The sequence below is a fragment of the Dactylosporangium sp. NPDC051484 genome (assembly GCF_040689395.1).
Classification (GTDB): Bacteria; Actinomycetota; Actinomycetes; order Mycobacteriales; family Micromonosporaceae; genus Dactylosporangium.
Genome location: NZ_JBFAZX010000003.1, coordinates 490820 through 516922 on the forward strand (window position 1 = coordinate 490820; position 26103 = coordinate 516922).

Below are 26103 nucleotides of genomic sequence, written 5' to 3' on the forward strand. Positions count from 1 at the left end.
GCGAACAGGTCATCACCGAGCGCGTCGGCCCGCAGTACCGCGATCTTGCCCACCTTCACCGCTAGCCGTGATACCCGCCGAGCCGGCGATCATGCCCACGTCGGCGGCGTCCGCGGCGGTAGGCTCGCGGAGCATCTGCGGAGCCGGCACGACGGGAGAGCACAATCGGGGGCGTGCGGATCGGCCTGCTGGGACCGCTGGAGCTGCGCGACGGCGACGGCGCGCCCGTCGGGGTCGGCGGCACGCGCCTGCGGGTCCTGGTCACCCTGCTCGCGCTGGAGCCGGGCCGGGTCGTCACCGCCGCCCGGCTCGTCGACGGGGTCTGGGGTGAGCACCCGCCCGCCGGCGCCGGCAACGCGCTGCAGTCGCTGGTGTCCCGGCTGCGCCGCGCCCTGCCCGACGGGGTGCTGCGGGCGCGCCCGACCGGGTATCTGCTCGACGTCGACCCGGCCGGCGTCGACCACGTCCGGTTCGAGGAGCTCGTCCGGCAGGCCCGCGCGGCCGCGGAGCCGGCGGCCGCGGTGGCGCTGTTTCGCCAGGCCGAGGCACTGTGGCGGGGGCCGGCACTGGCCGACGCCGCCGACGCGCCATTCGCCCGGCCGTGGCGGGCCCGCCTCGACGAGCTGCGCTTCGCCGCCACCGAGGACCGCGTCGAGGCCGAGCTCGGCCTCGGCGAGCGGGTCGTCGCCGAGCTTGAGGCGCTGGTCGCCGTACACCCGCTGCGGGAGCGGCTCGTCGCGCTGCTCATGCGCGCCCTGCACGACGCCGGCCGCGGGGCCGAGGCGCTCGCCGCGTTCGAACGCTGCCGGGCTCGCCTCGCCGAGGAGCTCGGCGCCGACCCGTCGGGGCAGCTGGTGGAGGTCCACCTGGCGATCCTGCGCGGCGAGGCCGATCGGGAGCGCCGCGAGCCCGCCGCCGGCAACCTGCGCGCCGCGCTGACCAGCTTCGTCGGGCGCGACGCCGAGGTCGGCGCGGTCCGCCGCCTCGTCGCCGCCGGGCGGCTGGTCACCCTCGTCGGTCCGGGCGGCGCCGGCAAGACACGACTGTCCGTGGAGACCGGCCGCACGCTGCGTGAGGAGACGCCCGACGGCGTGTGGCTCGTCGAGCTGGCCCCGGCCACCGACGCCGACGACGTCATCCAGGCCGTCTGGGCCGGCCTCGGCCTGCGCGACCCGGTGGGCAAGCCCGGGCCGGGCCTGCGCACCGGCGGCACCGATGGCGCCGACGCGCCGCGCCGGCTGGCCAACGCCATCGCGCACCGCCGGCTGCTGCTCATCCTCGACAACTGCGAGCACGTCATCGGCCCCGCGGCCGCGCTTGCCGAGCGGCTGCTGGGGGAGTCGCCGCACCTGCGCATCCTGGCCACCAGCCGCGAGCCGTTCGGCATCACCGGCGAGGCGCTCTACGGCGTCGAGCCGCTGCCCCTGCCGCCCGGCGGCGTGGGCCCGGCGGACGCCGAGCGCTTCCCGTCGATCCGGCTGTTCCGGGACCGGGCGGCGGCGGTACGACCCGGCCTCGCCCGCGACGCTGCCCTCGACACCGAACTCGACGCCGCCACCGTCGACGCCGCCGTGCGCATCTGCCGCGCCCTCGACGGCATGCCGCTGGCCATCGAGCTCGCCGCCGCGCGGTGCCGATCGCTCACTCCGGCGCAGATCGCCGACCGGCTCGACGACCGCTTCCGGCTGCTCACCCGGGGCAGCCGCACCGCCCTGCCGCGCCACCAGACGCTGCGCGCCGTCGTCGACTGGAGCTGGGACCTGCTCGCCGAGCCCGAGCGCGCGATGCTGCGCCGGCTCGCGATCTTCCCCGGCGGCGCGACCGCCGAGTCCGCGGCCGCCGTGTGCGACCCCGGCGGCCTGCTCGGCGACCCGGACGACCTGCTCGCCACCCTTGTCGAGAAGTCGCTGCTGATCGTCGGCGACGACCTGCGGTACCGGATGCTGGAGACCATCCGTGCCTACGGCCTGGAGCGGCTCGAGGAGCACGGCGAGACCGACGAGCTGCGCCGCCGGCACGGGGCGTGGTTCCTCGCGCTGGCCGAGCGCCTCGAGCCGAGCCTGCGCACCGGCGCGCAGCTCGAGGCGCTCACCGTGCTCGGTGCCGAGCACGACAACCTGCACGGCGCCCTGCGCCGGGCCGTCGCCGCCGGGGACGCCGACCTCGCCGTGCGCCTCGTCGCGGCGTTCGGCTGGTACTGGTGGCTCGGCGGGCACCGGGTCGAGGGTGCCGGCCTCGCCAACGCCGCGCTGTCGCTGCCCGGCCCCTGCGACCCCGAGGCCCGCGCCATGGCGTGCGGGGTCGCCGCCGTCAACGGCTTCGACGGCCTGGTCGAGTCCGAGCTGCTGGACGGGTGGTTCCAGGAGGCCGTTCGGTACCCCGCGAGGCACCCCCTGTTCCGGCTCTTCCAGGTCGTCGCCGCCCTCTACCGGCATGGCCCGACCCCCGAGGTCCTCGCGCGCATCGGCAGCCTGGCCGACGACCCCGAACCGTGGCTCGCCGGCCTCGGCCTGCTGCTCGTCGGCCACACCGTGATGAACCTCGGCGCCCGCTTCGACGAGGCCCTCGACGCCTTCGAGGCGTCGCTGGCCGGGTTCCGCGGCATCGGCGAGCGCTGGGGCATGTCGTTCGCGCTCGCCGCGCTCGCCGAGGTGGTCGCCCGCCAGGGCCGCCACCGGGAGGCCATCGCGTACTTCGAGGAGGCCCTGACCTACCTGCGCGCCCTCGGCGCCACCGAGGACCGCCCGGTGACCGAGGTGCGGCTGGCGCAGGAGTACGACCTCGTCGGCGACACCGCCCGCGCCGACGAGGTCTTCGCCGAGGCCGGCCGCACCGCCCTGCGCTCCGCCGTGCCCGACAGCATCGCCTTCGTCGAGTGCGCGTATGCCCACCGGGCTCTGCGCGCCGGCGACGTCGGCCAGGCCCGCGTCCGCTTCGCCCGCGCCCTGGAGTTCGTCGGCGACAAGCGCGTCTCGCCGCAGATGCTCTGCGTCCTGCACAGCGGCCGCGCTCTGGTCCTGGCCCACGACGGCGACCACGCCGGCGCACGGGCGCTCAACCGCGAGGCGGTGGCTCTCGGCAGCGGCGTGTTCGACGCCCCGGTCGTCGGCGGCGCCCTCGACGACGCCGCCGAGGCCGCCCTGCTCGCCGGCGACCCGGCCCGCGCCCTGACCCTGCTCAGCGCCGCCGACCTCCTGCGCGGCGGCCCCGACCGGACCCGCCCGTGGACCGATGGGCTGGACGCGTCGGCCCGCGCGTCGCTGACCGCCGGTGCGGCCGCGGCCGCGCAGGAGGCGGGCCGCAAGGCCACGATCGAGAACATCCTCGAGTTCTTTGCGCAGGAGGATGCCGACGCAGCGGCGCCCGTCACCGTGTAGCGGCGTAAATGCGTTGTCCGACCCCCGGTCCGCGGAGCACGCTGGTGAGCCGCAGCAATTCTTCCGGGGGACCACACCATGCGATTGATGCGCGACCTCTGGGCCACGTCGCCGCGCCGGACCGCGCTCGTGGCCTTCCTCATCGTGCTCGGCGCGGCGGGGCAGGCCGCCGCGTCGGCCGTCGGCGGGTCGGTGCTCATCCATCGATCGTGGACCATGTTCGCGGTGCTTGCGGCGGCCCTCGCGGCGGCCGTGCTCACCGATCTCGGCGTCGGGCTCATCATGGCCCGCCTCACCGCCGACTGGGCCGCCGACGTCCGCCGGCGGCTCTGTCGCGTGGCATTCGGTCAGGACCTGCCGACACTGGAGACCACGCCCGTCGGCGAGCTGCTCGACCGGATCGACGGCGACGTCTACCAGGTCGCCGCCGAGCTGCGCAACGCCGGCGTACGCATCGCGCAGGCGGCCTGCTACACCGTGCTGTCGGTGGCGACCACGCTGTTCGTGTGGTGGCCGGCCGGCCTCGCGATGATCGTCATCACCGTCGTGCTGATCGTGACCCTGCGCAAGCCGGCCGCGAAGATCGCCGCCGCGCGCATGGGCGAGGAGGAGGCCTGGTCCGATGTCGCCGCCGTGATGGAGGAGAGCATCCACGGGCAGGACGACGTGCGCACGACCCTTGCCCGGCCGTACGTGCTGCGACTCTTCGCCCGCCGGGCCGCCACCGTGCTCGAACGCGGCCGCCGGGTGTGGCGCCGCTCGGCGGCCGTCACGTCCGTCGCGTCCGGGTCCGTCCGGCTCGGCATCGCGCTCGTCGTGCTCGGCGGCGTGTGGGCGATGGCCGCCGACGCCCTCGATGTCGCCCGGCTCAGCGCCGTCTGGCTGCTCGCGCTCGGCTTCGGCGCGACCGTCGAGCACACCAGCCGGATGGTGCCCGAGCTGCAGTACGCGCTCGGCGCCTGGGCCCGCGTGCAGCTGCTGCGCGACAGCAGACAGGAGCCGGTCGGCGGGCAGGCGCCCGCCGCCGGCGATCTCGAGGTACGCGACCTGACCTTCCGCTACTCCAGTTCGGCCCGCAGACCGGCCCTGCGCGACGTGAGCCTCACGTTCGCCCGGGGCCGGTCCTATGCGCTGATCGGGCGTACCGGATCGGGCAAGTCGACCCTCGCCAAGGTGCTCACCCGCGCCGTCGAGCTGCCCCGCGGCACCGTCTTCCTGGGCGGCACCGACCTGGTCGACATCGACGTGGAGGCGCTGCGCCGGTGGATCGCCGTCGTGCCGCAGCGCACGGAGATCCTCGCCGGCACGCTCGCGGAGAACATCGCGCTGTTCGACCCCGGCCTGCTGGAGCCGGCCGCGCGCGCGATCGAGGAGCTCGGCCTCACCGGCTGGGTCGCCGACCTGCCCGACGGCATCCAGACCCGCCTCGGCGACGGCGGCCACGTGCTCTCGGCCGGCCAGGAGCAGCTCGTCGCCTTCGCCCGCATCGTGGTCCGCGACCCGCAGGTGGTCATCCTCGACGAGGCCACCGCGCGGCTGGACTCGGTGACCGAGGCGCAGGTGCAGCGGGCGACCGAGCGCCTGCTCACCGGCAGGATCGGCATCATCGTCGCGCACCGGCTCTCCTCGGTGCGGCAGTGCGACGAGGTCGTCGTCCTCGCCGACGGCGCCGTGGTGGAGGCCGGCCCGCTCGCCGGGTCGGCCCGCTTCGCCGAGCTGCTGTCCGCCGCGCGGTCCGCTTCGCCGGTGCCCCGCTCCGCCGCGGACCGGCCGGTCCTCACCAGCGCCGCGAGCAAGGCCGACCCGCCGCCACTGCCCGAGATGCCCAGGGCCCGCACCCTTTGGAACATCTTCAAGCTCGCCACCAACGACTGGCGCTTCGGGCTCGTCTCCGTGGTGATGTTCGCGCTGATGACGATCCTCGGGCTCGACGGCTCGGTGCTGCCGTGGCTGTGGGCCGACCTCGTCGACGGCGCCGGCAACGCGCTGTGGCCGGCGCTCGGGATCGCCGCCGGCCTGCTGCTGCCGATGGCGCTGCCGTACTACACGAGCCGGTTGTACCCGGAGTGGTGGGTACGCCAGCTGCTGCGCATCAGCCTGCGCCTCGTGCACGGCCAGACCGGGGCCCGGCGGGTCAGCAAGCACACCCCCGCCGAGGTCGTCGCCCAGGGCGGCGACACCGAGCGCGTCGTGGTGCTCGCCGACAACCTCATCGACCAGTGGATCTGTGTGTGGATCCTGGTCGCGATGACGGTCGTCTCCGGCTCGTTCGTTCCCGCGCTGTTCATGGCCGGCACGATCGTGCTCTCCGGCCTCGCCGCGACCCTGTTCGGCCGGTCGCTGAAGCGCTCGGCGCAGAAGACGGTCGCGGCGCGCGCGGCCTTCGCCACGTCCCTCGTGTCGTCGCTGTCCGCCGCGCGCACGGTGAAGCTCGCCGGCGCCACCGCCCCGGTCCTGGCCCACCTGGCCCGGCTCGACCGCGTCCGCAGCGAGCACCAGCGCCGCGAGATCTCCGTGCAGGTGTGGGCCCGCTCCACGCCCGCCCTGGCCAGCGGCCTGCTGCCGATCGGCGCCTGGGCGCTGCTGCTGTCCGGCCGCCTCTCCGCCGGCGCCACCCTGGTCGCGGTCTCCACCCTCGGCTCGGCGCGCTGGTTCGCGTGGACCACCGCCTCGCTCATCTCCCAGCTGCCGTCGGCCCGCGTCTGGACCCGCCGCACCATCGAGATGACCGGCGTCGCCGAGTACGCCGCCGCCGTCCCCGGCGTCGACCTCTCCGCCGGCACCGCCCCCGCGCCCGCCGCCGCGCCGAGGCACCCGCTGCGCCGCCTCGACCTGGCCGGCTTCACCGCCGTGCACGAGGACGGCACCGTCGCCGTGCGCGACCTGGACCTGTCCGTCGAGCGCGGCCAGCTCGTCCTCGTCGTCGGCCCCGTGGGGTCCGGCAAGTCGTCGCTGCTGCGTGCCCTGGCCGGCATCGTGCACCACACGGGCAAACTCGAGTGGAACGGCGAGCCGGTCACCCAGCCCGAGATGTTCCTGCGCCCGAACCAGATCGGTTACGTGGCGCAGCTGCCGAGGGTCCTGTCCGGCACGATCGCGGACAACATCAGCCTGGGCCATGAGGTCGACGCCCACAGCGCCGTCTCCACCGCCCAGCTGGAATACGACCTGAACGCCGCCGGCGCCGGGCTGGGCCTGCTCATCGGTCACAAGGGCACCCGCCTGTCGGGCGGCCAGCTGCAACGCCTGGCCCTGGCACGGGCCCTGGCCCCGCGCACGGAGCTGCTCATCGCCGACGACGTGTCCTCGGCCCTGGACGTGACCACGGAGCTGGCCCTGTGGCGTGCCCTGCGCGAACACGGCGTGACGGTGATCGGCTCGACATCGAAACGAGCGGCCCTGACCCAGGCCGACCGCGTGATCGTGCTGCAGGACGGCACCGCGGCCGCGCAAGGCACCTGGCGCGAACTCGAGTCGCGCTGGGGCCACCTGGCCGGCTGATCCGCCTCGCCCTGCCCCACCCCCACGGCGGCACGGTCGTGACCGTCACCCTCGCGCGGCCCGCCGCGCCGCCGTGACGCGCGCCGGTCAGGGGAGCAGCACCAGCTTGCCGCGCAGGCCGCCCCGCTCCACGCGGCGGTGTGCCTCGGCGGCCTTGGCCAGCGGCAGGCGGCCGGCGATGCGGGTCGTGAGCCGGCCGGCGGCCAGGTCGTCCAGCAGCGCCGCCAGGCCCTCCGCGGAGGGTGCGACGCTCACCTTGGCGACCCGGATCCCGCGCTCGGGCGCGGGCGTGCTCGGGTCGGTGACCGCGACGTACGCGCCGCCGTCGCGGACCGCGTGCAGCACGCCGCCGTACGAGGCGGCGTCCAGGGCGGCGTCGAAGGCGCCCGCCGGCAGCGCGGCACCACGGGTGACGACCTCCTTGGCGCCCAGCCCGGCGACGAACGCCTCGTCGCCCGGCGAGGCGATCGCGGTCACGTCCAGGCCGGCCGCGGCCGCCAGCTGTACCGCGAGGCCGCCCACCCCGCCGCTGGCGCCGGTGACGAGCAGCCGCGCGCCGGCCCGCAGGCCCGCCAGCGGCAGGGCCTGCCGGGCGGTGAGGCCGTTCAGGGCGATCGTCGCCGCCTCGGCCGGGTCGACGCCGGCCGGGATCGGGGCCAGCCACGCCGGGTCGGCGAGCAGGCGCTCGGTGTAGGTGCCGGTGGCGCCGGCTTCGTCGAACCACGGCACCAGGCCGGCGACGGCGGTGCCGTCGTCGGTGACGCCGGCGAAGTCCCAGCCGAGCACGAACGGCGGCCGCAGGCCCGGCACCATCGCGGCCAGGCCGCCGGCCCGGGTGCCCACGTCGACCGGGTTGACCACGGCGGCGCTCACGCGGACCGGGACGCGGCCGGCGACGGGCGCGGGGTCGGGCCGCCACGTACCGCGCAGGCGGTCGGCGTCGCCGAACTGCGAGACCTCGACTAGGAACATGACTTCCTCCAGGTGGGTGCGGTGATGACCGATCGCCACCGTGCCCCGAGTCGGGTACTGTTGGTAAGTAGGTACCTATTGGTGCCTATGTCACCCGGAGGGGCTGGAGGAGCCGTGACCAAGACCGCCGAGCAGCGGCGCGCCGACGAGCGGATCGTCTACGACGCGTACATGGCGGCCTGCCCGACCCGGCAGGTGCTCGCCACCGTCGGGGACAAGTGGGCCAGCCTGGTCGTCAACGCCCTCGCCGAGGGGTCGCTGCGGCACGGCGAGCTGCGCACCAGCATCGCCGGGGCGAGCCAGAAGATGCTCACCCAGACGCTGCGGACACTGGAGCGCGACGGAATGGTGACCCGCACCGTCACCCCGTCGGTGCCGGTGCGGGTCGACTACGAGCTGACGCCGCTCGGCCACTCCCTCGTGCCGATCCTCGTCGCCCTCAAGAGCTGGTCCGAGACGCACATCGGGCAGATCCTGCAGGCCCGCGAGGACTACGACGCCGCCGCCGCGAGGTAGGCCGGCGCGCCGACCCGGGCCCGGCCGAGCACCCGCCAGCCGGCGAAGGCCATCGAGGCCAGCATCGGCAGGGTGCCCACGGCCGGCAGGACCGGGGTGTCGTAGGGCATGAAGAGCAGTCCGGCGTAGCCCAGCACCACGGCCGGCACCGTCCACCAGCCGACCACCCCGGCCCGGGACAGCCCGGCGAACGTCAGCAGCAGCGCGAGCGACACCAGCGGCCCCGGGCTGAACGCGAGCTGCTGCGCGGGGTGGGCCAGGACCTGGTCGGAGATCGCGACGGCCTGCTCGACCGGCAGGTTGCGGCCCAGCTCCATGTGGAACCAGTCGGACAGCAGGGCGCCGGACATCTCGATCAGCCCGAGCGCGCCCAGCAGCGCGCCGATCACGGTGAGCACGCCGCCGCGGCGGCCACGGACCAGCAGCGGCACCGCCAGCAGGCCCACGCCCATGAGCAGGTTGCCGTAGTGCAGCAGCATCGCGGACAGCTGGGTGGTGAACGGGTCCTCGGCGAGCGAGCGCAGGTAGGTGGCCTTCGACTCGTCGGCCTGCGGCGGCGACGTGGCGAGGCCGGCGAAGAAGGATGCGGCGCCCGCGACGAGGGCGGTGCCGGCGGCTATCCCCATGACCCGCTTGGCGGGGGAATCGGTGTTCGTCATGCCGGAAACGCTATGGCCGCACCCGCGCCCGGCTCTGCCCGCGAGCGTCTCGAATCCCGTCCGCCGCGCGGGGGACACGGGTCCGTCACGCTGTCCGTCGCGCGGCCGACCCGGCGGCTGACCAGTGCCCTTTACGATCGCCGGCATGCACCGCATGATCGTGCCCTGGGGGCTCGCCGCCGCGCTGACCGTTGTCGGTATCGCCGAGATCCTCCTCGACGCGCAGTTCTCCGCGGCACCGGCCGTGCCCGCCGCGGCCCTGGCGGCCGTCGCCGGCGGGATGTGGCTGGGCGCGTGGCGGCCAGTCGCCGGAGCGCTCGTGGTGGGGCTCGCGTTCCCGATCGCGGTCGCCGGCGGGCTGCACGGGCCGACGGGCGCCACGGTGCTGGGCTTCTGCGCCGCCCCGGGCTGGGCCGGATACCGGGTCGTCCGGGCCGGCTCGACGCGTGTCGCCGCGTCGTGGCTCGCGCCGCTGGCGCTGCAGCTCATGGCGAGCCTGGGCACCTGGGTCGCCGGGCGGGCGGCGGACTCGACGGTGGCCGGGCTCGGCGGGCAGGCGTGGGAGAACCTGTTCTTCGGCCTGCTGTGCTGGGGCGCATGGGGCGTCGGCCTGCTCGCCCGCCGGCTGCGCGACCGCGCGGACCTGCTGGCGCGGCTCAACACCGCGCTGGACGCCGAGCGCGAGGCCCGCGAGCGCGCCGCCGTCGCGCGGGAGCGGCAGCGCATCGCCCGCGACATGCACGACGCGGTGGCCCACTCGATCAGCGTGATGGTCCTGCAGCTCGGCGCCGTGCGCAGCACCCTGCCGGCGGGCACGCCGCAGGCCGAGATGATGGAGGGCATCGAGCGGCTGGGGCGCGAGTCGGTGGGGGAGATGCGCGCCCTGGTCGGCATCCTGCGAGACGCCTCGCCGGACGTCGGAGCCCCGGCGCCGCAGCCGACCCTCGCCCGGGCCGAGGAACTCGTCGCCGAGGTGCGCGCCGCGGGGCTGCCGGTCTCGCTCACCGTCGACGGCGACCTCACGGGGATCTCGCGGGCGCAGGACATCTCGGCGTACCGCGTGCTGCAGGAGGCGCTGACCAACGTCCTGCGCCACGCCGGGCCCGCCCCGACCACGGTCCGTCTGCGCCGCGAGCCCGGGCGCGTGTCGCTCACGGTCGACAACGAGTCCGGCGTCGGTACGGCGGGTGCCTCGCCCGGCGGCCACGGGCTGATCGGCATGCGGGAACGGGTGGCGGCGTTCTCCGGCACGCTGAGCGCGGGAGCGCGGCCGGGCGGGTACACGGTGCGGGCGGTCTTTCCCCTCGGTACCGAATCCGGGGTTGTGAAGGGAATCCGGGCATGATCCGGGTGGTCGTCGCGGACGACGAGGCGATGATCCGGGCCGGGCTGCGGATGCTGCTGGAGCACCAGGCCGACATCGAGGTGGTCGGCGAGGCGGCCGACGGGGAGCAGGCGCGCGCCGAGGTCCGCCGTGCCGCGCCCGACGTGGTCCTGCTCGACGTGCGCATGCCGCGCGGCGACGGGATCGAGGCGGCCCGGCACATCCTCGCCGAGTCGTCCGCGAAGGTGATCATCCTGACCACGTTCGACGAGGACGAGGCGGTCCGCCAGGCGCTGCGGGCCGGGGTGAGCGGGTTCCTGCTGAAGGTCGCGCCGCCGGAGCAGCTCGTGCACGCGGTGCGCACGGTCGCGGCCGGGCAGGCGCTGCTGGACCCGGCGGTGACGCTGCGGGTCATCGAGTCCTACGCTAGGGCGCCCGCGGCCGACCCGTGCGCCGCGGCGCAGCTGGCCGGGCTCACCGAGCGGGAGGTCGACGTCCTGCGGCTGGTGGCCCGCGGGCGGTCTAACGCCGAGATCGCCGCCGCGCTGTTCCTCGGCGAGGCGACGGTGAAGACCTACGTGTCGCGGATGCTGACCAAGCTCGGGCTGCGCGACCGGGTGCAGGCGGTCGCGTTCGCCTACGAGAGCGGCCTCATCCGCCCCGGTGGTTGATCACGCCTCGTCGGCGCGTGCCTCCAGGCGCTCGTAGCGCTGCCGGGCCGCCTGCGGCGAGTTGAGACCCAGGCCGACATAACGTTCAAAGTCACAATCGGTGCATGTCTCACGTCGCGATCTTCCGCTCGGTGTACGGGCTGCGGCCCGTCGAGCGCCGCGCCGCCAACCGGTGCGCGCCGCCGGGCACCACGTGGTGGCGCCCGACCTGTTAGGAATCCCGTGGGCACCCGGGGGCGGCGCCCGGGCCGGCGTCTGGTAGACCGGCAGGGGAGGAACGGAGGCATCGGATGCGCATTGCGGCGCGGTTCAACGGCCCGCCCGGCTCGGGCAACGGCGGCTACAGTGCCGGCCTGCTGGCGGTGGAGCTCGGCCTGGCACCGGCGGAGGTGACGCTGCGTCGTCCGCTGCCGCTGGACACCGACCTCGCCGTGGTGCGCGCCGCCGCCGCCGCCCGGGTGCTGGCCGGCGACACGCTGATCGCCGAGGCCCGCCCCGCGCCCGCGCAGCGACCGGATGCCGTGCCGCCGGTGCCGCTCAGCGACGCCGCGGAGGCCTCGAAGGACTATCCGGGCCTGCGCTCGCACCCGTTCCCGACGTGCTACGTGTGCGGCACCGGGCGCGACGACGGCCTCGCGCTGCGCCCCGGCATCCTGCCGGACGGCCGCACCGCGGCGCCCTGGCACGTGCCCGGCGACATCTGCGAGCCGACGCTGTGGGCCGCGCTGGACTGCCCCGGCGGCTGGTCGGTCATCGCGCCGTCGGGCGGCCGTCCATATGTCCTGGGGCGCATCTCGGCCTGGATCGACGCCCTGCCGCGGCCGGGCGACACATGCGTGGTGGTGGGCCGCCACATCGGCGGCGGGGGCCGCAAGGCCGATGTACTGTCCACTGTGTACAGCCCGGATGGGGTGGTCCTGGCGACCGCTCACGCGACCTGGATCGCGCTGCCCCCGGCGACGGACTAGCCGGACAGCGGGCGCAACCAGGCGCCATGCAACGCGGAGAAGGCCAGCGGCCGCTCGTCCAGCGACACGACGTAAGCGATCGTGTCGGCGGACGACGGCCCCGGCAGCCGCGCGTCGATGCGCGGGAGCATCCCCGGCCTCTCCTGCGAGAGCCAATGCCCGTCCAGGCGCCGGACCCGATCCACGAACGCGCCGCGCCCCGGCTCCGGCACGTAGTCCAGGACGGCGGTGTGGAAGACCACGAGCGTGGCGCCCGCCCGGACCGCATCGCCGGCCTCGGCGACGAGCTCGTCGAGGCGGGCGTTGAGGTCCCCGGCCACGACCCGCGGCGGGTCACGGCGGGCGACCTCGAGCGCCGCGTCGAGGCGGGCGAGCCGGTCGAGCTGCTCGGGCCAGACCAGCGTGCGCAGCCACCGCACGTCGTCCTCGTCGGTCACGTCGAGTGGGTTGAGGTCGACGCCGGCCCGCCACGCCACGCGCACCGCGTCCGCGCCCACGGCCGGCGGCGCGCCCTCGACGCGGCAGTGCAGCCGCGGCGCACCGTCCGCCGCGCCGGCCCGGACCATGGTTCCGTCGTGGCAGGTGTACTCGTACGAGTACCGATCGGGCAGCAGGCACAGCCCCGCGGAGGCGCCGACCTCCAGCAGCGTCAGCGGCTGCGGCAGCGCGGCGAGCACCGGATACAGCGCGGCGCACCGCCCCGCCTCGTTGGTCTGCGTGCGCCGGGCGAGCATCGTGGCCACGACCGCGTCGCGGTGACCAAGGACGATGTCGCGGAACTGCGCATATCCGCCCGGGGTCCCGCCCACGTGCCGCGCCGCGGCGAAGAGCAGGTTGGGCTGGCGCTTGGCGGGCGGCAGCCCGTCGAGCATATCGATCAGCTCCGCGTCCCCGGCGACGCCGAGGGCGAGTCGCTCGTAGAGCGGTGAGCTGCCCCGTGCCATCGCCGTGGCGAAAAACCGATACTCCTGCGTCGTCGTCCCCCGCGACATGCACACGATGCTACGGCCTGTGCCGAAGTGTGGGTCAGAACTCGGCGGCGTGGTCCGCGGCCCACTGCGCGAACGAGCGCGCCGGCGCCCCGGTCAGCCGCTCCACCGTGCCGGTCACCGGCTCGGGCGAGTCGACGAGCGAGGCCCAGTAACGCAGGATCGCCTCCGCCCAGCCCGGGTCGGCCCAGCCCAGCCCCGCCCGAGCCTCCTCGGGCGTGGCCGCCTCGACCCGCGCCGCGCGCCCGGAGGCCGCGGCCAGAATGCGGACCTGCTCGGCCTGGGTGAGCGCGGCGGGCCCGGTCAGTGTGTAGGCGGCGCCCGCGTGCCCGGGCTCGGTCAGCACGAGCGCGGCGACCTCGGCGATGTCCCGCTCGTGGATGAGCGAGCGCGCTGCCTCCGGATAGGCCACCCGCACCACTCGCCCGGCCCGGATGTCTTCCGCCCATTGCCGAGTATTGGTGGCAAACCCGCTCGCCCGCAGGAACGTCCACGCGACGCCGGTGCGCCGGATCGCGTCCTCGACCTCGCCCCAGACGCCGCTCTCGGCCGGCGGGCGGTCGTCGCGGACGCTGAGCGCCGAGACATACGCGACCCGCCGCGCCTCGCCGGCCATCGCGCCGGCGACCGCCCCGATCCCGTCCGCCGTCGGGAACGGCCAGATCAGCAGAACCGCGTCGACCCCGGCGAGCGCCCGGCCCAGGGCCTCGGGGTCGCGCACGTCGCCGCGGATCGGCTCGACGCCGGCGGGCAGGCCGGCCGGGTCGCGGGCCATCCCACGCACGGCGACGCCCCGCTCGCGCAGCAGCGCCACCGCGTGCCGGCCGATGTTACCGGTGGCCCCGACCACCAGCGTACGGTTGATGTCCGTCATGCCGGCCATCCTGCGACCTCAACAGCGCTTGAGGTCAAGCCGGTCAGCGGCATCTGAGACCTCGTCATCGCAACGCGGGGGGCTACGCCGAGCGCAGGGCGGCCGCGCCGGGGAACTCGGCCCGGGCGCCGAGCTCCTCCTCGATGCGGATCAGCCGGTTGTACTTCGCCGTGCGGTCGGAGCGGGACACCGAGCCGGGACCACCATACGGGCGCTTCGGTACTACGAGTCGGTGGGCCTGGTCGTGCCGCGCCGCCTCGGCAACGGCTACCGTGAGTACGACCCGATCGCCGTGCGGCTGGTCGTGCAGATCCGCGAGCTGACCGCGCTCGGGCTCAGCGTCGAGGAGACCCGGCCGTTCGTGGAGAGCGTCGCCGCCGGCGCCGACGAGTCGGACGTGTGCGCGGCGGCCCTGGCGACGTATCGCAGCGCGATCGGCGGCCTGCAGGAGCGCATCGGTCAGCTGACCGCGCAGCGCGACGCCCTCGAGGTGCGCCTCGCATTGATGAACGTCACGAGGAAGCCCGACGTCTTGTCGAGTGGCCTGCCGTACCCCTGATCCCCGACCCCCGGCTCGCCCTGGCCGCCGCGATCGGCCTGCCCACGTTCACCGCCGGGGGCATGACCCTCTACCGCCGCCTCACCCTGGTCGTCGCGGACGGGCGCGTCGAGCACGTCTGCCATCCGATCCCGGCCCCGCCGACGCACGCCAACGAGGTGCTGCGCTGGCTCAACCGCTCCCGCGCCGGGGACGGCACCCGGTTGGTCTCACGCCGTCGCCGGGTCGTGACCTGAGCCCGGTCGGCAGCTGACCGGCGGCGAACGACAGCGCCACGCCTCCCAGGCCGACGGTCGGCCCCGGTTCCAGGCGTTCGGCCACGACGGTGGCCGGGTCGCCGCTAGTGTCAGTCACCGACGCCCTGCCCGCGACCGTGAGCCGTGCGGGCCTGCGTCGAGCCGCCGCCCCGGCACAGTGTCGCGACTCATGTGAAGGGCAGCAACCGACCCATGACGAGATCTGTCGCGGGGCTCATCGCGGGGCGGTGGGTGAAGTACGTCATCGTGGTCTTCTGGCTGGCCGTCGCCGCCGTCGCGCTGCCGCTGTCGCAGAAGCTCGCCGGCGCCGAGCAGAACGACACCAAGTCGTGGCTGCCGGGCGGCGCCGAGTCGGTGCAGGTCCTCGACGTCCAGGCGAACTTCGCCTCGCCCAGCACCATCCCGGCCGTGGTCGTCTACGAGCGCGCCACCGGCCTCACCGCTTCGGACAGGACCAAGCTCGCGGCCGACGCCCGGGCGTTCGGCGCCATGCCCGAGCTCGACGGCAAGGTCTTCGACGCGCGGCTGACGAACGACAACCAGGCCGCCCAGATCGTCGTGCCCCTCAACCTCGGCGGCGACGGCTGGAACAAGGCCGGCGACATCGCCGAACGGCTGCGCGCCACCGCCGAGGCCGGCGCGAACGGCATGACCGTGCACATCACCGGCCCGCTGGGCAACGCCGCCGACTCGAGCAAGGCCTTCGCCGGCATCGACACCAACCTGCTCGCCAGCACGGTCGTCGTGGTCGTGGTGATCCTGCTGGTGACGTACCGCAGCCCACTGCTGTGGCTGCTGCCGGTCATCTCCTCCGGCGTCGCGCTCGTCGTCGCGCAAGGCGCGATCTACCTGCTGGCCCGGCACGCCGGGCTGATCGTCAACGCGCAGAGCGCCGGCATCCTGACCGTGCTCGTCTTCGGCGCCGGCACCGACTACGCGCTGCTGCTGATCGCGCGGTACCGCGAGGAACTGCGCCGCCACGGCGACCGCCACGAGGCGATGACCGAGGCCCTGCACCGGGCCGGCCCGGCGATCGTGGCGAGCGCCGCGACGGTCGTGCTCGGCATGCTGTGCCTGCTGCTCGCCGAGACCAACGCGACGAAGGGCCTCGGTCCGGTCGCCGCGATCGGCATCGCCGTCGGTCTCGCCGTGATGCTCACCCTCCTGCCGGTGCTGCTGACGATCTGCGGCCGCTGGATCTTCTGGCCGATGCGCCCGCGCCTGGGCTCGCCGGAGCCGACGACCACCGGCCTGTGGGCCCGCACCGGCGCCCGCATCGGCCGCCGCCCGCGCGCGGTCTGGATCGTCACCGCCGGCGTCCTCGCGATCGCCGCGATCGGCATCGTCCAGCTCGGCGCGACCGGGCTGACGAACAAGGAGTCGTTCCGCGGCACCCAGGACTCGGTCGTCGGCGAGGACGTCCTCGCCCGGCGCGGCGCGGCCGCGGCCGGCAACCCGGTCGTCGTCATCGGCGCCGCGGCGAAGTCCGACGAGATCCGCGCCGTCGTCGCCGCGACGAGCGGCCTGGACCCGGCGACGGTCACCGCGTTCCCGCCGCGTAACGGCCACGCGTACATCAACGCCTACCTCGTCGACGAGGCCGACAGCGCCGCCGCGTACGCGACGGTCGACCGCCTGCGCGACCGCGTCCACGCCATCCCCGGTGCCGACGCGAAGGCCGGTGGCACGACCGCGATCAACCTGGACGTGCGGCGCGCCGCGAAGTACGACCGCGGCCTCATCATCCCGGTCGTCCTCGCCGTCGTCCTGCTCATCCTGGTGGTGCTGCTGCGCTCGATCGTGGCCCCGCTCGTGCTCATCGCGACGGTCGTGCTGTCCTTCGGCGCCGCACTGGGCATCAGTGCCCTGGTGTTCCGCCACGTCTTCGGCTTCGCCGGCGCGGACACGAGCTTCCCGCTGTTCGTCTTCGTGTTCCTGGTCGCGCTGGGCATCGACTACAACATCTTCCTGATGACCCGTGTCCGCGAGGAGTCCCCGCGCCACGGCACACGCCGTGCCGCCCTGGTCAGCCTGGCCGCGACAGGCGGCGTCATCACCAACGCCGGCCTGGTCCTGGCCGGCACGTTCGCGGTCCTGGCGACGCTCCCGCTCACCGCGTTCGCCGAGATCGGTTTCGCGGTCGCGTTCGGCGTGCTACTCGACACGATCATCGTCCGCTCGGTCCTGGTGACCGCGCTCAACCTCGACATCGGCCGCCACATGTGGTGGCCGAGCGCCCTGTCGAAGGCCACGGGCCACCCCGCGGACGCGAGGGGGCCCGAACCGGCCGTCGCCGCCGCACAAGGAGCGACTTCATAAGGACTCGGGTCCGCGTCACTCACAGACCGTTCTTCCCACGAGACACCGGTCGGCGCCGGCGCGCCTTCCTGCAAGGTCCGCGGTGTCAAGACCCGGCCCCGCGACGCCCCGCCGGCGGTCCCAGCCGGCCGGGATCGAACCACACGCCTGGGCGGTGCAGCGGCGGTACCGTCAGACAGTGATCCGCAAACGGGTACTCGTCTCCGGCCGGGTGCAGGGCGTGTTCTTCCGCGACACGTGCCGGCGCGCCGCCGAGACGCGCGGGGTCGCCGGCTGGGTGCGCAACCTGCCCGACGGCCGGGTGGAGGCCGTGTTCGAGGGCGACGCCGAGGCGGTCGAAGCGCTCGTGGCGTGGGCCGGTCACGGTCCCGAGTCGGCCCACGTCACCGGCGTCGAGGTGCGCGACGGGCCGCCGGAGGGGCTGACCGGGTTCAGAATCCGGTGAGCCGGTCCACGCCCAGCACCGCGCGGGGCCGGGTGAGGCCATGTGAGGTCGTGCGTGCTCCGCGTCTTGACCGTCGCCAGGAGCGGTGACCGTCGCGGTCGCGGTCGCGCCGCCGGACGTCACTGGCCACGACCACTACGGGGCGCAGCCGGCCGAGCGAGTCCGGCTGGCAAGGCTTCGGCGCTTACGACCGCGGGGCCATCAGCGGAGCGACCCGAACGGCACAGGCCCGTAGCGTCGAACGGCTCGCCCGGCCGGTGACGACGCTGGAGGCCCCGGCGGCGAGCGTCATTGCCCATCTATCGATGGTGATGCGACACTGGAGTCGCCGCTGCGGCACTCGGAGGTTGTCGTGACCGGAACCCGAAGCCGTCTTGACGTCGTCGGGCTGGGCGCACTGAACGTCGATTACATCGCGGGCGCGTCAAGCCTGACGAAACGCATGGCGGACTGGGTCGTCGAATCGGCCGCTCGCTTCGAGGGCAACGTCGAGGGCCCGGCCTCGGAAGAGGTCATCCTGGCCGTCATCGACCAGCTCGGGTCAGCGTCGCTGCAGACCGCTCTGGGCGGATCGGCGTGGAACACCGTGTTCGCACTGAGTCAGATGCGCGTGGGTGTCCGGTGCGGCTACGTCGGCGTTGTCGGCGAGGTCGGCATGCTCGGCCTATCGTTCACCCATCAGATGGATCTGCTCGGCATCGATCGGCGATGGGTGCACAAGCTGCCGATGCGCCCGTCGGGCATGTGCCTCTCATATATCGACGACGGCGAGCGGACGTTGCTCACCTGCCCCGGCGCCAACCTGCACATGGCGACATATCTGCGGCAGCACCGGGAGCGGATCGCCCAGTATCTGGCGAGCGCTCGCTTCGTTCACGTCACGTCGCTGCTGGACGATGAGAGCCCGGTGGAGCAGTTGGCCGTCCTGGCACGGGCCAAGGAGCTCAACCCGGCGACGCTGATCACCTTCGACCCGGGACACGACTGGGCGCTGAACCCCACCGAGGCGATCCTGGGCATCCTCCGGCTCGCCGACTACGTGTTCGTCAACTTTCGTGAGTTCAAGGCGCTGGGCAACTACCGCCACGGCCAGCTCGACTCCGAGGTCGCGCGGACACTGCTGGCGCGCTGCGGTCCCGATGCGACGATCTTCGTCACGAAACGCTACGACTTCGTCGAGGTCTTCCGCAGCGGGCGGGGGAGCCTCACGACGGAGCAGTTCAGGCTCGCCTTGCCGCTCACGGCCGAGACCGGGCTCGAGGATGCGACCGGGGCCGGCGACGTCTTCTCGGCCGCCGTCCTGGCCGGACTGGCCTCGCGCGAGATCCAGGCTGAGCTGGGCTCGCTGCTCGGTCTCAGCCTGGCCCGGCACAAGCTGCGGGGCTCGGGCCTGCCGGCGCTGGCGCGCGGGTTCCTGCAGATCAGGGAGAGCGTGACCCGCGAGCGACCTCGGCCCAAAGGGGTGTTCCTGTCACACGACGGCACGCCGCCGTCGCGCGATCTCCGCGAGTTCCTCGAGATCGACTGCCGGGTCACCGTTTTCGAGCTGGACCGGTCCGATTCGCAGATACCCGTGACCGACGCGATGCGCATGATATTGACGGAATGCAGCTTCGCCGTATGCGTCCTGACGGTCGGGGCGGCGACGTCCGACGGGCACGGCCGGGCCGATCAGGATCTCGTTCATCAGGCGGGCATCTTTCACGGCAGATACGGTTTCGGCCGGGTCGCGATGCTGGTGGAAGACGGTTGCGAGATGTTCTCCAACGCCGCTGGGCTCATTCGACTTCCGTTTCCCAGGGGACGCGTGGACGCGACCTTTCTCGAGATCGAGCGCATGCTCGTTCGAGAGGGTTTGATCGAGAGGAATGAACTGAGATGATTTCATATACTGCGGAAAGACTGGCCGGGGAACCCAGGAGCGCGAAATTCCAGTTCGACGTCGTCGGCGTCGGTGCCATCAATCTCGATTACATCGCGACCGCCTCGGCCGTGCACCGCCAGACGTCGGCGAACAGCACCTCGCTCACCACCCGGCTCAAAGGCGTTCTGGGCGACGAGACGGCGATCGAGTGGGGCGCGGAGCGTGACGTCGGCGCGGACGTGATCTACGCCGCGCTGGAGGCGGCCGACGCCGGCTCCCTGAAGGTGAACCTCGGCGGCTCGGCGTTCAACGCCATCATGGCGATCGCGCAGACCGATCTCGGGCTGCGCCTGGGCTACGTCGGCGTCGCCGGCCGTATGCCGATGCCGGGAATTTCCAGCACCCGGCAGATGCGGCTGCTGGGAATCGACGACTCCGGCGTCCGTCAGCACGCCGAGGTGCTGAGCGGGATCTGTTTCTCGTTCATCGAGGACGGCGAGCGCACCCTGTTGACCCATGCGGGTGCGAATGAACTGATGGCCGATTATCTGGAAGATGATTTCGAGGCGGTCGTGAAATATCTGTCCGCCGCCCGCGTGATTCACCTGACGTCATTTCTCGATCCGCGCACGCCGCAACGGATGCTGGCCGTGCTGGAGACGGTCAAGCAACGCAGTCCGGAAACGATGATCTCGTTCGACCCAGGTCACGTCTGGGCGACCAACCCCACGCCGGCGATCGCCGAACTCGTCGGGCTCGCCGACTTCCTGATTCTCAACAACCGTGAGTTCCGGGCCCTCGGTGAGCATGCCGAGGGCGACGACGACACGCTCGTGGCCGACCGGCTGCTGTGCCGCGCCCAGCCCGGCGCGATGATCCTGGTGAAGAAGCCGTCCGGGATCTCGACCTTCACGCGCACCGGCGGTGAGCTGCGCAGGGATCACTACGCGCAGTCGACCCTGCCGGCCGGCGAGGTTGAGGACGACACCGGGGCCGGCGACGTCTTCGCGGCCGGGCTCCTCGCCGTCATCACCTCCGATCGGCTCCAGGTGGAACTGGGCGCGCTGCTCGGCATGGCACTGGCGCGGCACAAACTCCGATACGTGGGGCACGGCGGGCACGCGCACTTCCCGAAGGTCGCGCGGGATCTGATCCGCTCGCTCGACGCCGGCCGGCGCGCGGCGATCGAGCCGCCCGGCGTCTTCATCGCGCACGGCGGAAGCTCGGACTGGCTCGCCGTCAAGGAGCTCATCGAGGCGGAGCTCGGCCTGCCGGTGCACTTCTTCGAGCGCCAGACCTGGGGCAGCGTGGCGGTGACCGAGGCACTTGAGGCGAACCTCGCGCTGTGCTCGTTCGCCGTCTGCGTGCTCACCGTCGAGGACCTCACCGCCGAGGGAAAGCGGCTCGCCCGGCAGAACGTCGTGCACGAGATCGGGCTGTTCCAGGGCAGGTACGGCTTCGACCGGGTCGCCGTGCTCGCCGAGGACGGCTGTGACTACGTGCCGGAGCTTGCCGCGCCGTACTCCATCGCGTTCCCGCGCCACGGTATTCAGTCGGTCTTCTGGAAAGTGCGGCGCATTCTGAAGCAGCGATCCCTCGACGGCGCGGTGGTGTCGAATTCCGGGTGAGGGCGGCGTCATGGTGGTACGACGACGCTCGGAGGAGGGCGTGCGGCGCCGACCCACGGGCGGTTCGCCGGCCTCGTAGCGCACGACGCGACGTAGCGCTCATTGAGCGCCTCGGCGTGCGGGCCGAGCCGGTGCGCCGAGCTGGCGTCGTGGCCGAGCCCCAGGTCGGACGGGGCAGGGTGTCGAGGTGCGGCGAGGCGTCGGCGGCAGCGACATCACCGACGAGCTCGCCGTCGCCGGGCGGGCCGGCGCGCCGGCGACGGCCCGGGTTCGTGGCGTAGGAGACCGTTGCGCGGCGGCCACCGTCCTGCCCGGCCGAATTCGATCATGGTGGAAGCCCGTGGCGTAAAGAACGCGTCAAGAAACGGGTGGGCGGCGTAGGGATTTCGTCAACGCACCTGGGCAGTGCTGCGGCTACGGCCTTGACTTTGCGTGTGCCCTGGTGGCAGGGCCGCCGAGCTGAAGGAGGCACCCCGGTGGCTGATGTGGTGTTCGTGCTGCTGACGATCGTGGCGTTCGCGGTTCTCGGCCTGGCGGTGCGGGCGGTGGAGCGGCTGTGAACGCCGAGAACCTCGTCGGCCTCGTCCTCGCGGTCGCGCTGGCCGCGTTCCTGATCGCCGCCCTACTCTTCCCGGAACGGTTCTGATGAGCCAGACGGCAGCCGGTGTGCTGTTCATCCTTTCGCTGATCGTGGTGCTGGTGCTGGTACACCGCCCGTTCGGCGACTACATGTACCGGGCGATCACCGCCACCCGGCACCTGCGCGCGGAGAAGGTCCTCTACCGCGCGGTCGGCGTCAACCCCGACGGCGAGCAGTCGTGGGGCGTGTACGCGCGCAGCGTGCTGGCGTTCTCGGCGGTGTCGATCCTTGCGTTGTACCTGTTCCAGCGGGTCCAGAACCATCTGTGGCTCAGCCTCGGGTTCGCCCCGGTCAAGCCGGACCAGGCCTGGAACACCGCGGTCAGCTTCGTGACGAACACGAACTGGCAGTCGTACTCGGGTGAGTCGACGATGGGCCACCTGGTGCAGATGGCCGGCCTGGCGGTGCAGAACTTCACCTCCGCGGCGGTGGGTGTGGCGGTGGCGGTGGCGCTGGTGCGCGGCTTCGCCCGGTCCAGGACCGATCAGCTGGGCAACTTCTGGGTCGACCTGGTGCGCGTCTGCGTGCGGATCCTGCTGCCGGTCGCGGTGCTGGGCACGATCGTGTTCGTCGCCGGGGGCGTGGTGCAGAACCTGTCGGCCGGTGCGGATGTGACGACCCTGGCGGGCGGCGCGCAGCACATCACCGGCGGGCCGGTCGCCTCGCAGGAGGTGATCAAGGAGCTGGGCACGAACGGCGGCGGCTTCTACAACGTCAACAGCGCGCACCCGTTCGAGAACCCGACCAGCTGGACGAACTGGCTGCAGATCTTCCTGATCCTGCTCATCCCGTTCAGCCTGCCGCGGGTCTTCGGCCGGATGGTCGGCGACAGGCGGCAGGGCCTGGCGATCGCCGGCATCATGGCGATCCTGGCGATCGGCAGCGTGATCGCCATCAACGCGCTGCAGCTGCACCACGGCGGCACGGTCCCGGCGGCGGTCGGCGCGGCGACGGAGGGCGTCGAGACCCGGTTCGGGGTGGCGCAGTCGGCGACCTTCGCGGCAGCCACGACGCTGACGTCGACCGGCGCGGTGAACTCGTTCCACGACTCGTACACGGCGCTGGGCGGCATGATGACGATGCTGAACATGATGCTCGGCGAGGTCGCGCCCGGCGGTGTGGGTTCCGGGCTGTACGGCATGCTCATCCTGGCCGTCATCACGGTGTTCGTGGCCGGGCTGATGGTGGGGCGCACGCCGGAGTACCTGGGCAAGAAGATCGGCTCGCGGGAGATCAAGTTCGCGTCGCTGTATCTGCTGACCACGCCGGCGCTGGTGCTGGTCGGCACGGCGATCGCGATGGGCTCGCCCAAGGCGCGGGCGTCGATGGCCAACCCGGGCGCCCACGGGCTGTCGGAGGTGCTGTACGCGTTCACGTCGGCGTCGAACAACAACGGCTCCGCGTTCGCCGGCATCAGCGCCAACACGCAGTTCTACAACACCGCGCTGGGCCTGTGCATGCTGCTGGGCCGGTTCCTGCCCATCATCTTCGTGCTCGGCCTGGCCGGCTCGCTCGCCCGGCAGCAGCCGGTGCCGGCGTCATCGGGGACGCTGCGGACGTACCAACCCCTGTTCATCGGCATGGTCGTGGGCGTCACGGTCATCGTCGTGCTGCTCACCTACCTGCCGGCCGTCGCGCTCGGCCCTCTCGCGGAAGGACTCCGATGATCGCCGCGGGTCTGCTGGATCCCAAGCAGCTGTGGAAGTCGATTCCCGACGCGCTGCGCAAGCTCAGCCCGGGCACGCTGTGGCGCAACCCGGTCATGTTCATCGTGGAGATCGGGTCGGTCTTCACCACCGTCCTCGCGGTCATCCACCCCAGCGTGTTCGGGTGGGCGATCGCCGTGTGGCTGTGGCTGACGGTGCTGTTCGCCAACCTCGCGGAGGCGGTGGCCGAGGGGCGGGGCAAGGCGCAGGCCGCCACGTTGCGGCGGGCCAAGCAGGACACCGTGGCGCAGCTGGCCGACGGGACCACTCGCCAGGCCGGCGAGCTCGAGCTGGGCGACGTCGTGGTGGTCGAGGCCGGGCAGGTGATCCCCGGCGACGGTGACGTCATCGAGGGCATCGCCTCGGTCGACGAGTCCGCGATCACCGGCGAGTCGGCGCCGGTCATCCGCGAGTCCGGCGGCGACCGCAGCGCGGTCACGGGTGGCACCAGGGTGCTGTCGGACCGGATCGTGGTGCGGATCACGCAGCGGCCGGGGGAGTCGTTCATCGACCGGATGATCGCCCTGGTCGAGGGGGCCAACCGGCAGAAGACCCCGAACGAGATCGCGCTGAACATCCTGCTGGCGAGCCTGACGATCATCTTCCTGCTGGCCGTGGCGACGCTGCAGCCCCTGGCGATCTACTCCAAGGCGGTGCAGGCGTTCGCGCCGGACAGCGCGGCGCTCAACGCCGAGGGCGTCACCGGGATCGTGCTGGCGTCGCTGCTGGTCTGTCTCATCCCGACCACGATCGGGGCGCTGCTGTCCGCGATCGGTATCGCCGGCATGGACCGGCTGGTGCAGCGCAACGTGCTGGCGATGTCCGGCCGGGCGGTGGAGGCCGCCGGCGACGTCAACACGCTGCTGCTGGACAAGACCGGCACCATCACGCTGGGCAACCGGCAGGCCGGGAACCTGCTGCCGGTCGAGGGGGTGAGCGTCGACGAGCTGGCCGAGGCGGCGCAGCTGTCCAGCCTGGCCGACGCGACCCCGGAGGGGCGCAGCATCGTGGTGTACGCCAAGGAACACCACGGCCTGCGCGAGCGTGAGGTCACCGGCGCGGTCTGGGTGCCGTTCACCGCGCAGACCCGCATGTCGGGCGTGAACGTCGACGGGCGGGAGGTGCGCAAGGGCGCCGCGATCGCGGTGATGAAGTGGGTCCGCGACAACGGGGGCCGCCCGACCGAGGAGGTCGGCACGATCGTGGACGCGGTGTCGTCCTCCGGCGGTACGCCGCTGGTCGTCGCCGAGCACGTGGCCGGGCAGCCGGCCCGCACCCTGGGCGTCATCCACCTCAAGGACGTGGTCAAGCAGGGCATGCGGGAGCGCTTCGACGAGATGCGCCGGATGGGCATCCGCACCGTGATGATCACCGGTGACAACCCGCTGACCGCGAAGGCCATCGCCGAGGAGGCCGGCGTCGACGACTTCCTGGCCGAGGCCACGCCCGAGGACAAGATGGCCCTGATCAAGCAGGAGCAGCAGGGCGGCAAGCTGGTCGCGATGACCGGCGACGGTACCAACGACGCCCCGGCGCTGGCCCAGGCCGACGTGGGCGTGGCGATGAACACCGGTACGTCGGCGGCCAAGGAGGCCGGCAACATGGTCGACCTGGACTCCGACCCGACGAAGCTGATCGAGATCGTCGAGATCGGCAAGCAGCTGCTCATCACCCGCGGTGCGCTGACCACGTTCTCGATCGCCAACGACATCGCCAAGTACTTCGCGATCATCCCGGCGATGTTCGCCGCGATCTATCCGGGCCTGGGCGCGTTGAACGTCATGCGGCTGCACTCGCCGACCTCGGCGATCCTGTCCGCGGTCATCTTCAACGCCCTGGTCATCGTGGCGCTGATCCCGCTCGCCCTGCGCGGGGTGCGGTACCGGCCCTCCAGCGCGACGGCGATGCTGCGCCGCAACCTGCTGGTCTACGGCATCGGCGGGATCGTCGTGCCGTTCATCGGTATCAAGATCATTGACCTGATCGTCATGTCCATCCCGGGGATCTCCTGATGCGTCTGCCCGCCTGGCTCGCCCAGCACCTCGCCGCCCTGCGCGCCCTGGTCGCCCTGACCATCGTGCTCGGCCTGGCCTACCCCCTGCTCATGGTCGCGGTGGCCCGCATCCCGGGCCTGTCCGGCCACGCCGACGGCTCGCTGCTCGCCCGCGACGGCAGGCACGTCGGCAGCGCCCTCATCGGGCAGTCGTTCACCGACGCTCAGGGCAACCCGCTCAGGCGATACTTCCAGTCCCGGCCGTCCGCCGCCGGCAAGGGCTACGATCCGACCTCGACCTCGGCGAGCAACCTCGGCCCGCAGAACATCGTCGACCAGCCCGGCAAGCCCAGCCTGCTGACCCAGGTCTGCACCCGCAGCAAGGCCGTCGGGCAGTTCGAGCACGTCGACGGAGCCCGGCCCTACTGCACCCCGGACGGCGCCGGCGCGGTCCTGGCCGTGTATCCCGACCACGCCGTCAGCGTCAACGAGACCTGCCCGGCCACCCCGTTCATCGACCGGTACCAGGGCCGGCCGGTCCAGTGCGCCAAGCCCGGCGAGGATTACAGCACCGGCGTCACCACCCCGGTGCGTGGCAACGCGCCAGGCAGTCCGGCGGTGCCGGCCGACGCGGTCACCGCCAGCGGCAGCGGCCTCGACCCGCACGTCAGCGTCGCCTACGCCGACCTGCAGATCGCCCGGGTCGCCGCGGCCCGCGGCCTGTCCCAGGAGCAGGTGCGCCGCCTCGTCCAGGAACACACCGGCGGTCGTACCCTCGGCTTCGTGGGAGAACCGGCGGTCAACGTCCTGGAACTCAACCTGGCCCTGGACCGGAGCTGAC

Annotated in this window: 21 protein-coding genes and 1 pseudogene; 17 read left to right on the forward strand and 5 right to left on the reverse strand. The window is 73.1% G+C overall.

All coding sequences use genetic code 11. From position 1 onward, the window contains the following. Positions 1 to 173 precede the first annotated feature (173 nt). Together AB0367_RS08520 and AB0367_RS08525 are read left to right on the forward strand one after the other, a co-directional pair. Positions 174 to 3377 (forward strand): BTAD domain-containing putative transcriptional regulator, encoded by a 3204-nt coding sequence (locus AB0367_RS08520; RefSeq protein ID WP_366225568.1) that lies wholly within the window; start codon positions 174 to 176, stop codon positions 3375 to 3377. A 78-nt stretch (positions 3378 to 3455) separates the two neighbouring features. Next, entirely contained in the window at positions 3456 to 6878 is a 3423-nt protein-coding gene (locus AB0367_RS08525; protein WP_366225569.1) for an ABC transporter ATP-binding protein, read from the forward strand. Positions 6879 to 6965: 87 nt separating this feature from the next. Here AB0367_RS08525 and AB0367_RS08530 read toward each other — a convergent pair whose 3' ends face one another. After that, positions 6966 to 7850, reverse strand: a complete 885-nt coding sequence (locus AB0367_RS08530) for an NADP-dependent oxidoreductase (RefSeq protein WP_366225570.1) — start codon at positions 7848 to 7850, stop codon at positions 6966 to 6968. A gap of 171 nt (positions 7851 to 8021) precedes the next feature. Between AB0367_RS08530 and AB0367_RS08535 the strand changes: the two genes are divergently transcribed. Next, positions 8022 to 8366 carry a helix-turn-helix domain-containing protein gene (locus AB0367_RS08535; protein WP_366225621.1) on the forward strand — a complete coding sequence of 115 codons (345 nt, stop codon included), beginning with the start codon at positions 8022 to 8024 and terminating at the stop codon, positions 8364 to 8366. Here the strand turns inward: AB0367_RS08535 and AB0367_RS08540 are convergent. Next, positions 8342 to 9025 carry a hypothetical protein gene (locus AB0367_RS08540; protein WP_366225571.1) on the reverse strand — a complete coding sequence of 228 codons (684 nt, stop codon included), beginning with the start codon at positions 9023 to 9025 and terminating at the stop codon, positions 8342 to 8344. The two genes, AB0367_RS08535 and AB0367_RS08540, sit on opposite strands and share 25 nt — an antisense overlap. Before the next feature lie 145 nt (positions 9026 to 9170). Between AB0367_RS08540 and AB0367_RS08545 the strand changes: the two genes are divergently transcribed. The 3 genes from AB0367_RS08545 (at position 9171) to AB0367_RS08555 (ending at position 11988) form a co-directional block, all read left to right on the forward strand. Further along, entirely contained in the window at positions 9171 to 10370 is a 1200-nt protein-coding gene (locus tag AB0367_RS08545) for a histidine kinase (RefSeq protein WP_366225572.1), read from the forward strand. Further along, positions 10367 to 11020: a response regulator transcription factor gene (locus AB0367_RS08550; RefSeq protein ID WP_366225573.1), complete on the forward strand. Its 654-nt coding sequence runs from the start codon at positions 10367 to 10369 to the stop codon at positions 11018 to 11020. Before AB0367_RS08545 ends, AB0367_RS08550 begins: the two co-directional genes overlap by 4 nt. 290 nt (positions 11021 to 11310) lie before the next feature. Then, positions 11311 to 11988: a hotdog fold domain-containing protein gene (locus AB0367_RS08555; RefSeq protein ID WP_366225574.1), complete on the forward strand. Its 678-nt coding sequence runs from the start codon at positions 11311 to 11313 to the stop codon at positions 11986 to 11988. Here the strand turns inward: AB0367_RS08555 and AB0367_RS08560 are convergent. The 3 genes and pseudogenes from AB0367_RS08560 to AB0367_RS08570 all read right to left on the reverse strand — a co-directional run. Continuing rightward, positions 11985 to 12980, reverse strand: coding sequence for a DUF2332 domain-containing protein (locus AB0367_RS08560; protein WP_366225575.1), 996 nt, complete (start codon positions 12978 to 12980; stop codon positions 11985 to 11987). The genes AB0367_RS08555 and AB0367_RS08560 overlap by 4 nt on opposite strands. Positions 12981 to 13014: 34 nt before the next feature. Beyond that, positions 13015 to 13851: an NAD(P)H-binding protein gene (locus AB0367_RS08565; protein ID WP_366225576.1), complete on the reverse strand. Its 837-nt coding sequence runs from the start codon at positions 13849 to 13851 to the stop codon at positions 13015 to 13017. Positions 13852 to 13933: 82 nt separating this feature from the next. Continuing rightward, a pseudogene (locus AB0367_RS08570) lies at positions 13934 to 14047 on the reverse strand (hypothetical protein); the annotation flags it as partial. A 9-nt stretch (positions 14048 to 14056) separates the two neighbouring features. On the opposite strand from AB0367_RS08570, the gene AB0367_RS08575 reads away from it, so the two are divergent. From AB0367_RS08575 to AB0367_RS08625, 11 genes are all read left to right on the forward strand, one after another. Next, positions 14057 to 14410 carry a MerR family transcriptional regulator gene (locus AB0367_RS08575; protein WP_366225622.1) on the forward strand — a complete coding sequence of 118 codons (354 nt, stop codon included), beginning with the start codon at positions 14057 to 14059 and terminating at the stop codon, positions 14408 to 14410. Between the two features lie 62 nt (positions 14411 to 14472). Next, positions 14473 to 14646 carry a hypothetical protein gene (locus AB0367_RS08580; protein WP_366225577.1) on the forward strand — a complete coding sequence of 58 codons (174 nt, stop codon included), beginning with the start codon at positions 14473 to 14475 and terminating at the stop codon, positions 14644 to 14646. Positions 14647 to 14859: 213 nt separating this feature from the next. Continuing rightward, positions 14860 to 16986: an MMPL family transporter gene (locus tag AB0367_RS08585; RefSeq protein WP_366225578.1), complete on the forward strand. Its 2127-nt coding sequence runs from the start codon at positions 14860 to 14862 to the stop codon at positions 16984 to 16986. 178 nt (positions 16987 to 17164) lie between these two features. Next, positions 17165 to 17431: an acylphosphatase gene (locus tag AB0367_RS08590; RefSeq protein ID WP_366225579.1), complete on the forward strand. Its 267-nt coding sequence runs from the start codon at positions 17165 to 17167 to the stop codon at positions 17429 to 17431. Positions 17432 to 17783: 352 nt separating this feature from the next. Further along, positions 17784 to 19313, forward strand: coding sequence for a carbohydrate kinase family protein (locus AB0367_RS08595; RefSeq protein WP_366225581.1), 1530 nt, complete (start codon positions 17784 to 17786; stop codon positions 19311 to 19313). Continuing rightward, a complete protein-coding gene (locus AB0367_RS08600) occupies positions 19310 to 20923 on the forward strand; it encodes a PfkB family carbohydrate kinase (protein WP_366225582.1) in 1614 nt (537 codons plus the stop codon). The genes AB0367_RS08595 and AB0367_RS08600 overlap by 4 nt, the downstream gene beginning before the upstream one ends. 428 nt (positions 20924 to 21351) lie before the next feature. Beyond that, complete coding sequence (locus tag AB0367_RS08605; RefSeq protein ID WP_366225583.1) at positions 21352 to 21483, forward strand: hypothetical protein; 132 nt, start codon at positions 21352 to 21354, stop codon at positions 21481 to 21483. After that, positions 21480 to 21569, forward strand: a complete 90-nt coding sequence (gene kdpF, locus AB0367_RS08610; RefSeq protein WP_366225584.1) for a K(+)-transporting ATPase subunit F — start codon at positions 21480 to 21482, stop codon at positions 21567 to 21569. Before AB0367_RS08605 ends, kdpF begins: the two co-directional genes overlap by 4 nt. After that, the gene (gene kdpA / locus AB0367_RS08615; RefSeq protein WP_366225585.1) at positions 21569 to 23230 is read left to right on the forward strand and encodes a potassium-transporting ATPase subunit KdpA; all 1662 of its coding nucleotides are present in this window, start codon (positions 21569 to 21571) and stop codon (positions 23228 to 23230) included. The genes kdpF and kdpA overlap by 1 nt, the downstream gene beginning before the upstream one ends. Next, a complete protein-coding gene (gene kdpB, locus AB0367_RS08620; protein WP_366225586.1) occupies positions 23227 to 25281 on the forward strand; it encodes a potassium-transporting ATPase subunit KdpB in 2055 nt (684 codons plus the stop codon). The genes kdpA and kdpB overlap by 4 nt, the downstream gene beginning before the upstream one ends. Next, positions 25281 to 26102 carry a potassium-transporting ATPase subunit C gene (locus AB0367_RS08625; protein ID WP_366225587.1) on the forward strand — a complete coding sequence of 274 codons (822 nt, stop codon included), beginning with the start codon at positions 25281 to 25283 and terminating at the stop codon, positions 26100 to 26102. Before kdpB ends, AB0367_RS08625 begins: the two co-directional genes overlap by 1 nt. Position 26103 lies beyond the last annotated feature (1 nt).

What these genes read in the sequence shown, in the direction of transcription:
- AB0367_RS08525 (WP_366225569.1), top strand. Translation starts at nt 3,456, where the DNA reads ATGCGATTGATGCGCGACCTCTGGGCCACGTCGCCGCGCCGGACCGCG.
- AB0367_RS08530 (WP_366225570.1), bottom strand. Translation starts at nt 7,850, where the DNA reads ATGTTCCTAGTCGAGGTCTCGCAGTTCGGCGACGCCGACCGCCTGCGC.
- AB0367_RS08535 (WP_366225621.1), top strand. Translation starts at nt 8,022, where the DNA reads ATGGCGGCCTGCCCGACCCGGCAGGTGCTCGCCACCGTCGGGGACAAG.
- AB0367_RS08540 (WP_366225571.1), bottom strand. Translation starts at nt 9,025, where the DNA reads ATGACGAACACCGATTCCCCCGCCAAGCGGGTCATGGGGATAGCCGCC.
- AB0367_RS08545 (WP_366225572.1), top strand. Translation starts at nt 9,171, where the DNA reads ATGCACCGCATGATCGTGCCCTGGGGGCTCGCCGCCGCGCTGACCGTT.
- AB0367_RS08550 (WP_366225573.1), top strand. Translation starts at nt 10,367, where the DNA reads ATGATCCGGGTGGTCGTCGCGGACGACGAGGCGATGATCCGGGCCGGG.
- AB0367_RS08555 (WP_366225574.1), top strand. Translation starts at nt 11,311, where the DNA reads ATGCGCATTGCGGCGCGGTTCAACGGCCCGCCCGGCTCGGGCAACGGC.
- AB0367_RS08560 (WP_366225575.1), bottom strand. Translation starts at nt 12,980, where the DNA reads ATGTCGCGGGGGACGACGACGCAGGAGTATCGGTTTTTCGCCACGGCG.
- AB0367_RS08565 (WP_366225576.1), bottom strand. Translation starts at nt 13,851, where the DNA reads ATGACGGACATCAACCGTACGCTGGTGGTCGGGGCCACCGGTAACATC.
- AB0367_RS08580 (WP_366225577.1), top strand. Translation starts at nt 14,473, where the DNA reads ATGACCCTCTACCGCCGCCTCACCCTGGTCGTCGCGGACGGGCGCGTC.
- AB0367_RS08585 (WP_366225578.1), top strand. Translation starts at nt 14,860, where the DNA reads ATGACGAGATCTGTCGCGGGGCTCATCGCGGGGCGGTGGGTGAAGTAC.
- AB0367_RS08600 (WP_366225582.1), top strand. Translation starts at nt 19,310, where the DNA reads ATGATTTCATATACTGCGGAAAGACTGGCCGGGGAACCCAGGAGCGCG.
- kdpA (WP_366225585.1), top strand. Translation starts at nt 21,569, where the DNA reads ATGAGCCAGACGGCAGCCGGTGTGCTGTTCATCCTTTCGCTGATCGTG.
- kdpB (WP_366225586.1), top strand. Translation starts at nt 23,227, where the DNA reads ATGATCGCCGCGGGTCTGCTGGATCCCAAGCAGCTGTGGAAGTCGATT.
- AB0367_RS08625 (WP_366225587.1), top strand. Translation starts at nt 25,281, where the DNA reads ATGCGTCTGCCCGCCTGGCTCGCCCAGCACCTCGCCGCCCTGCGCGCC.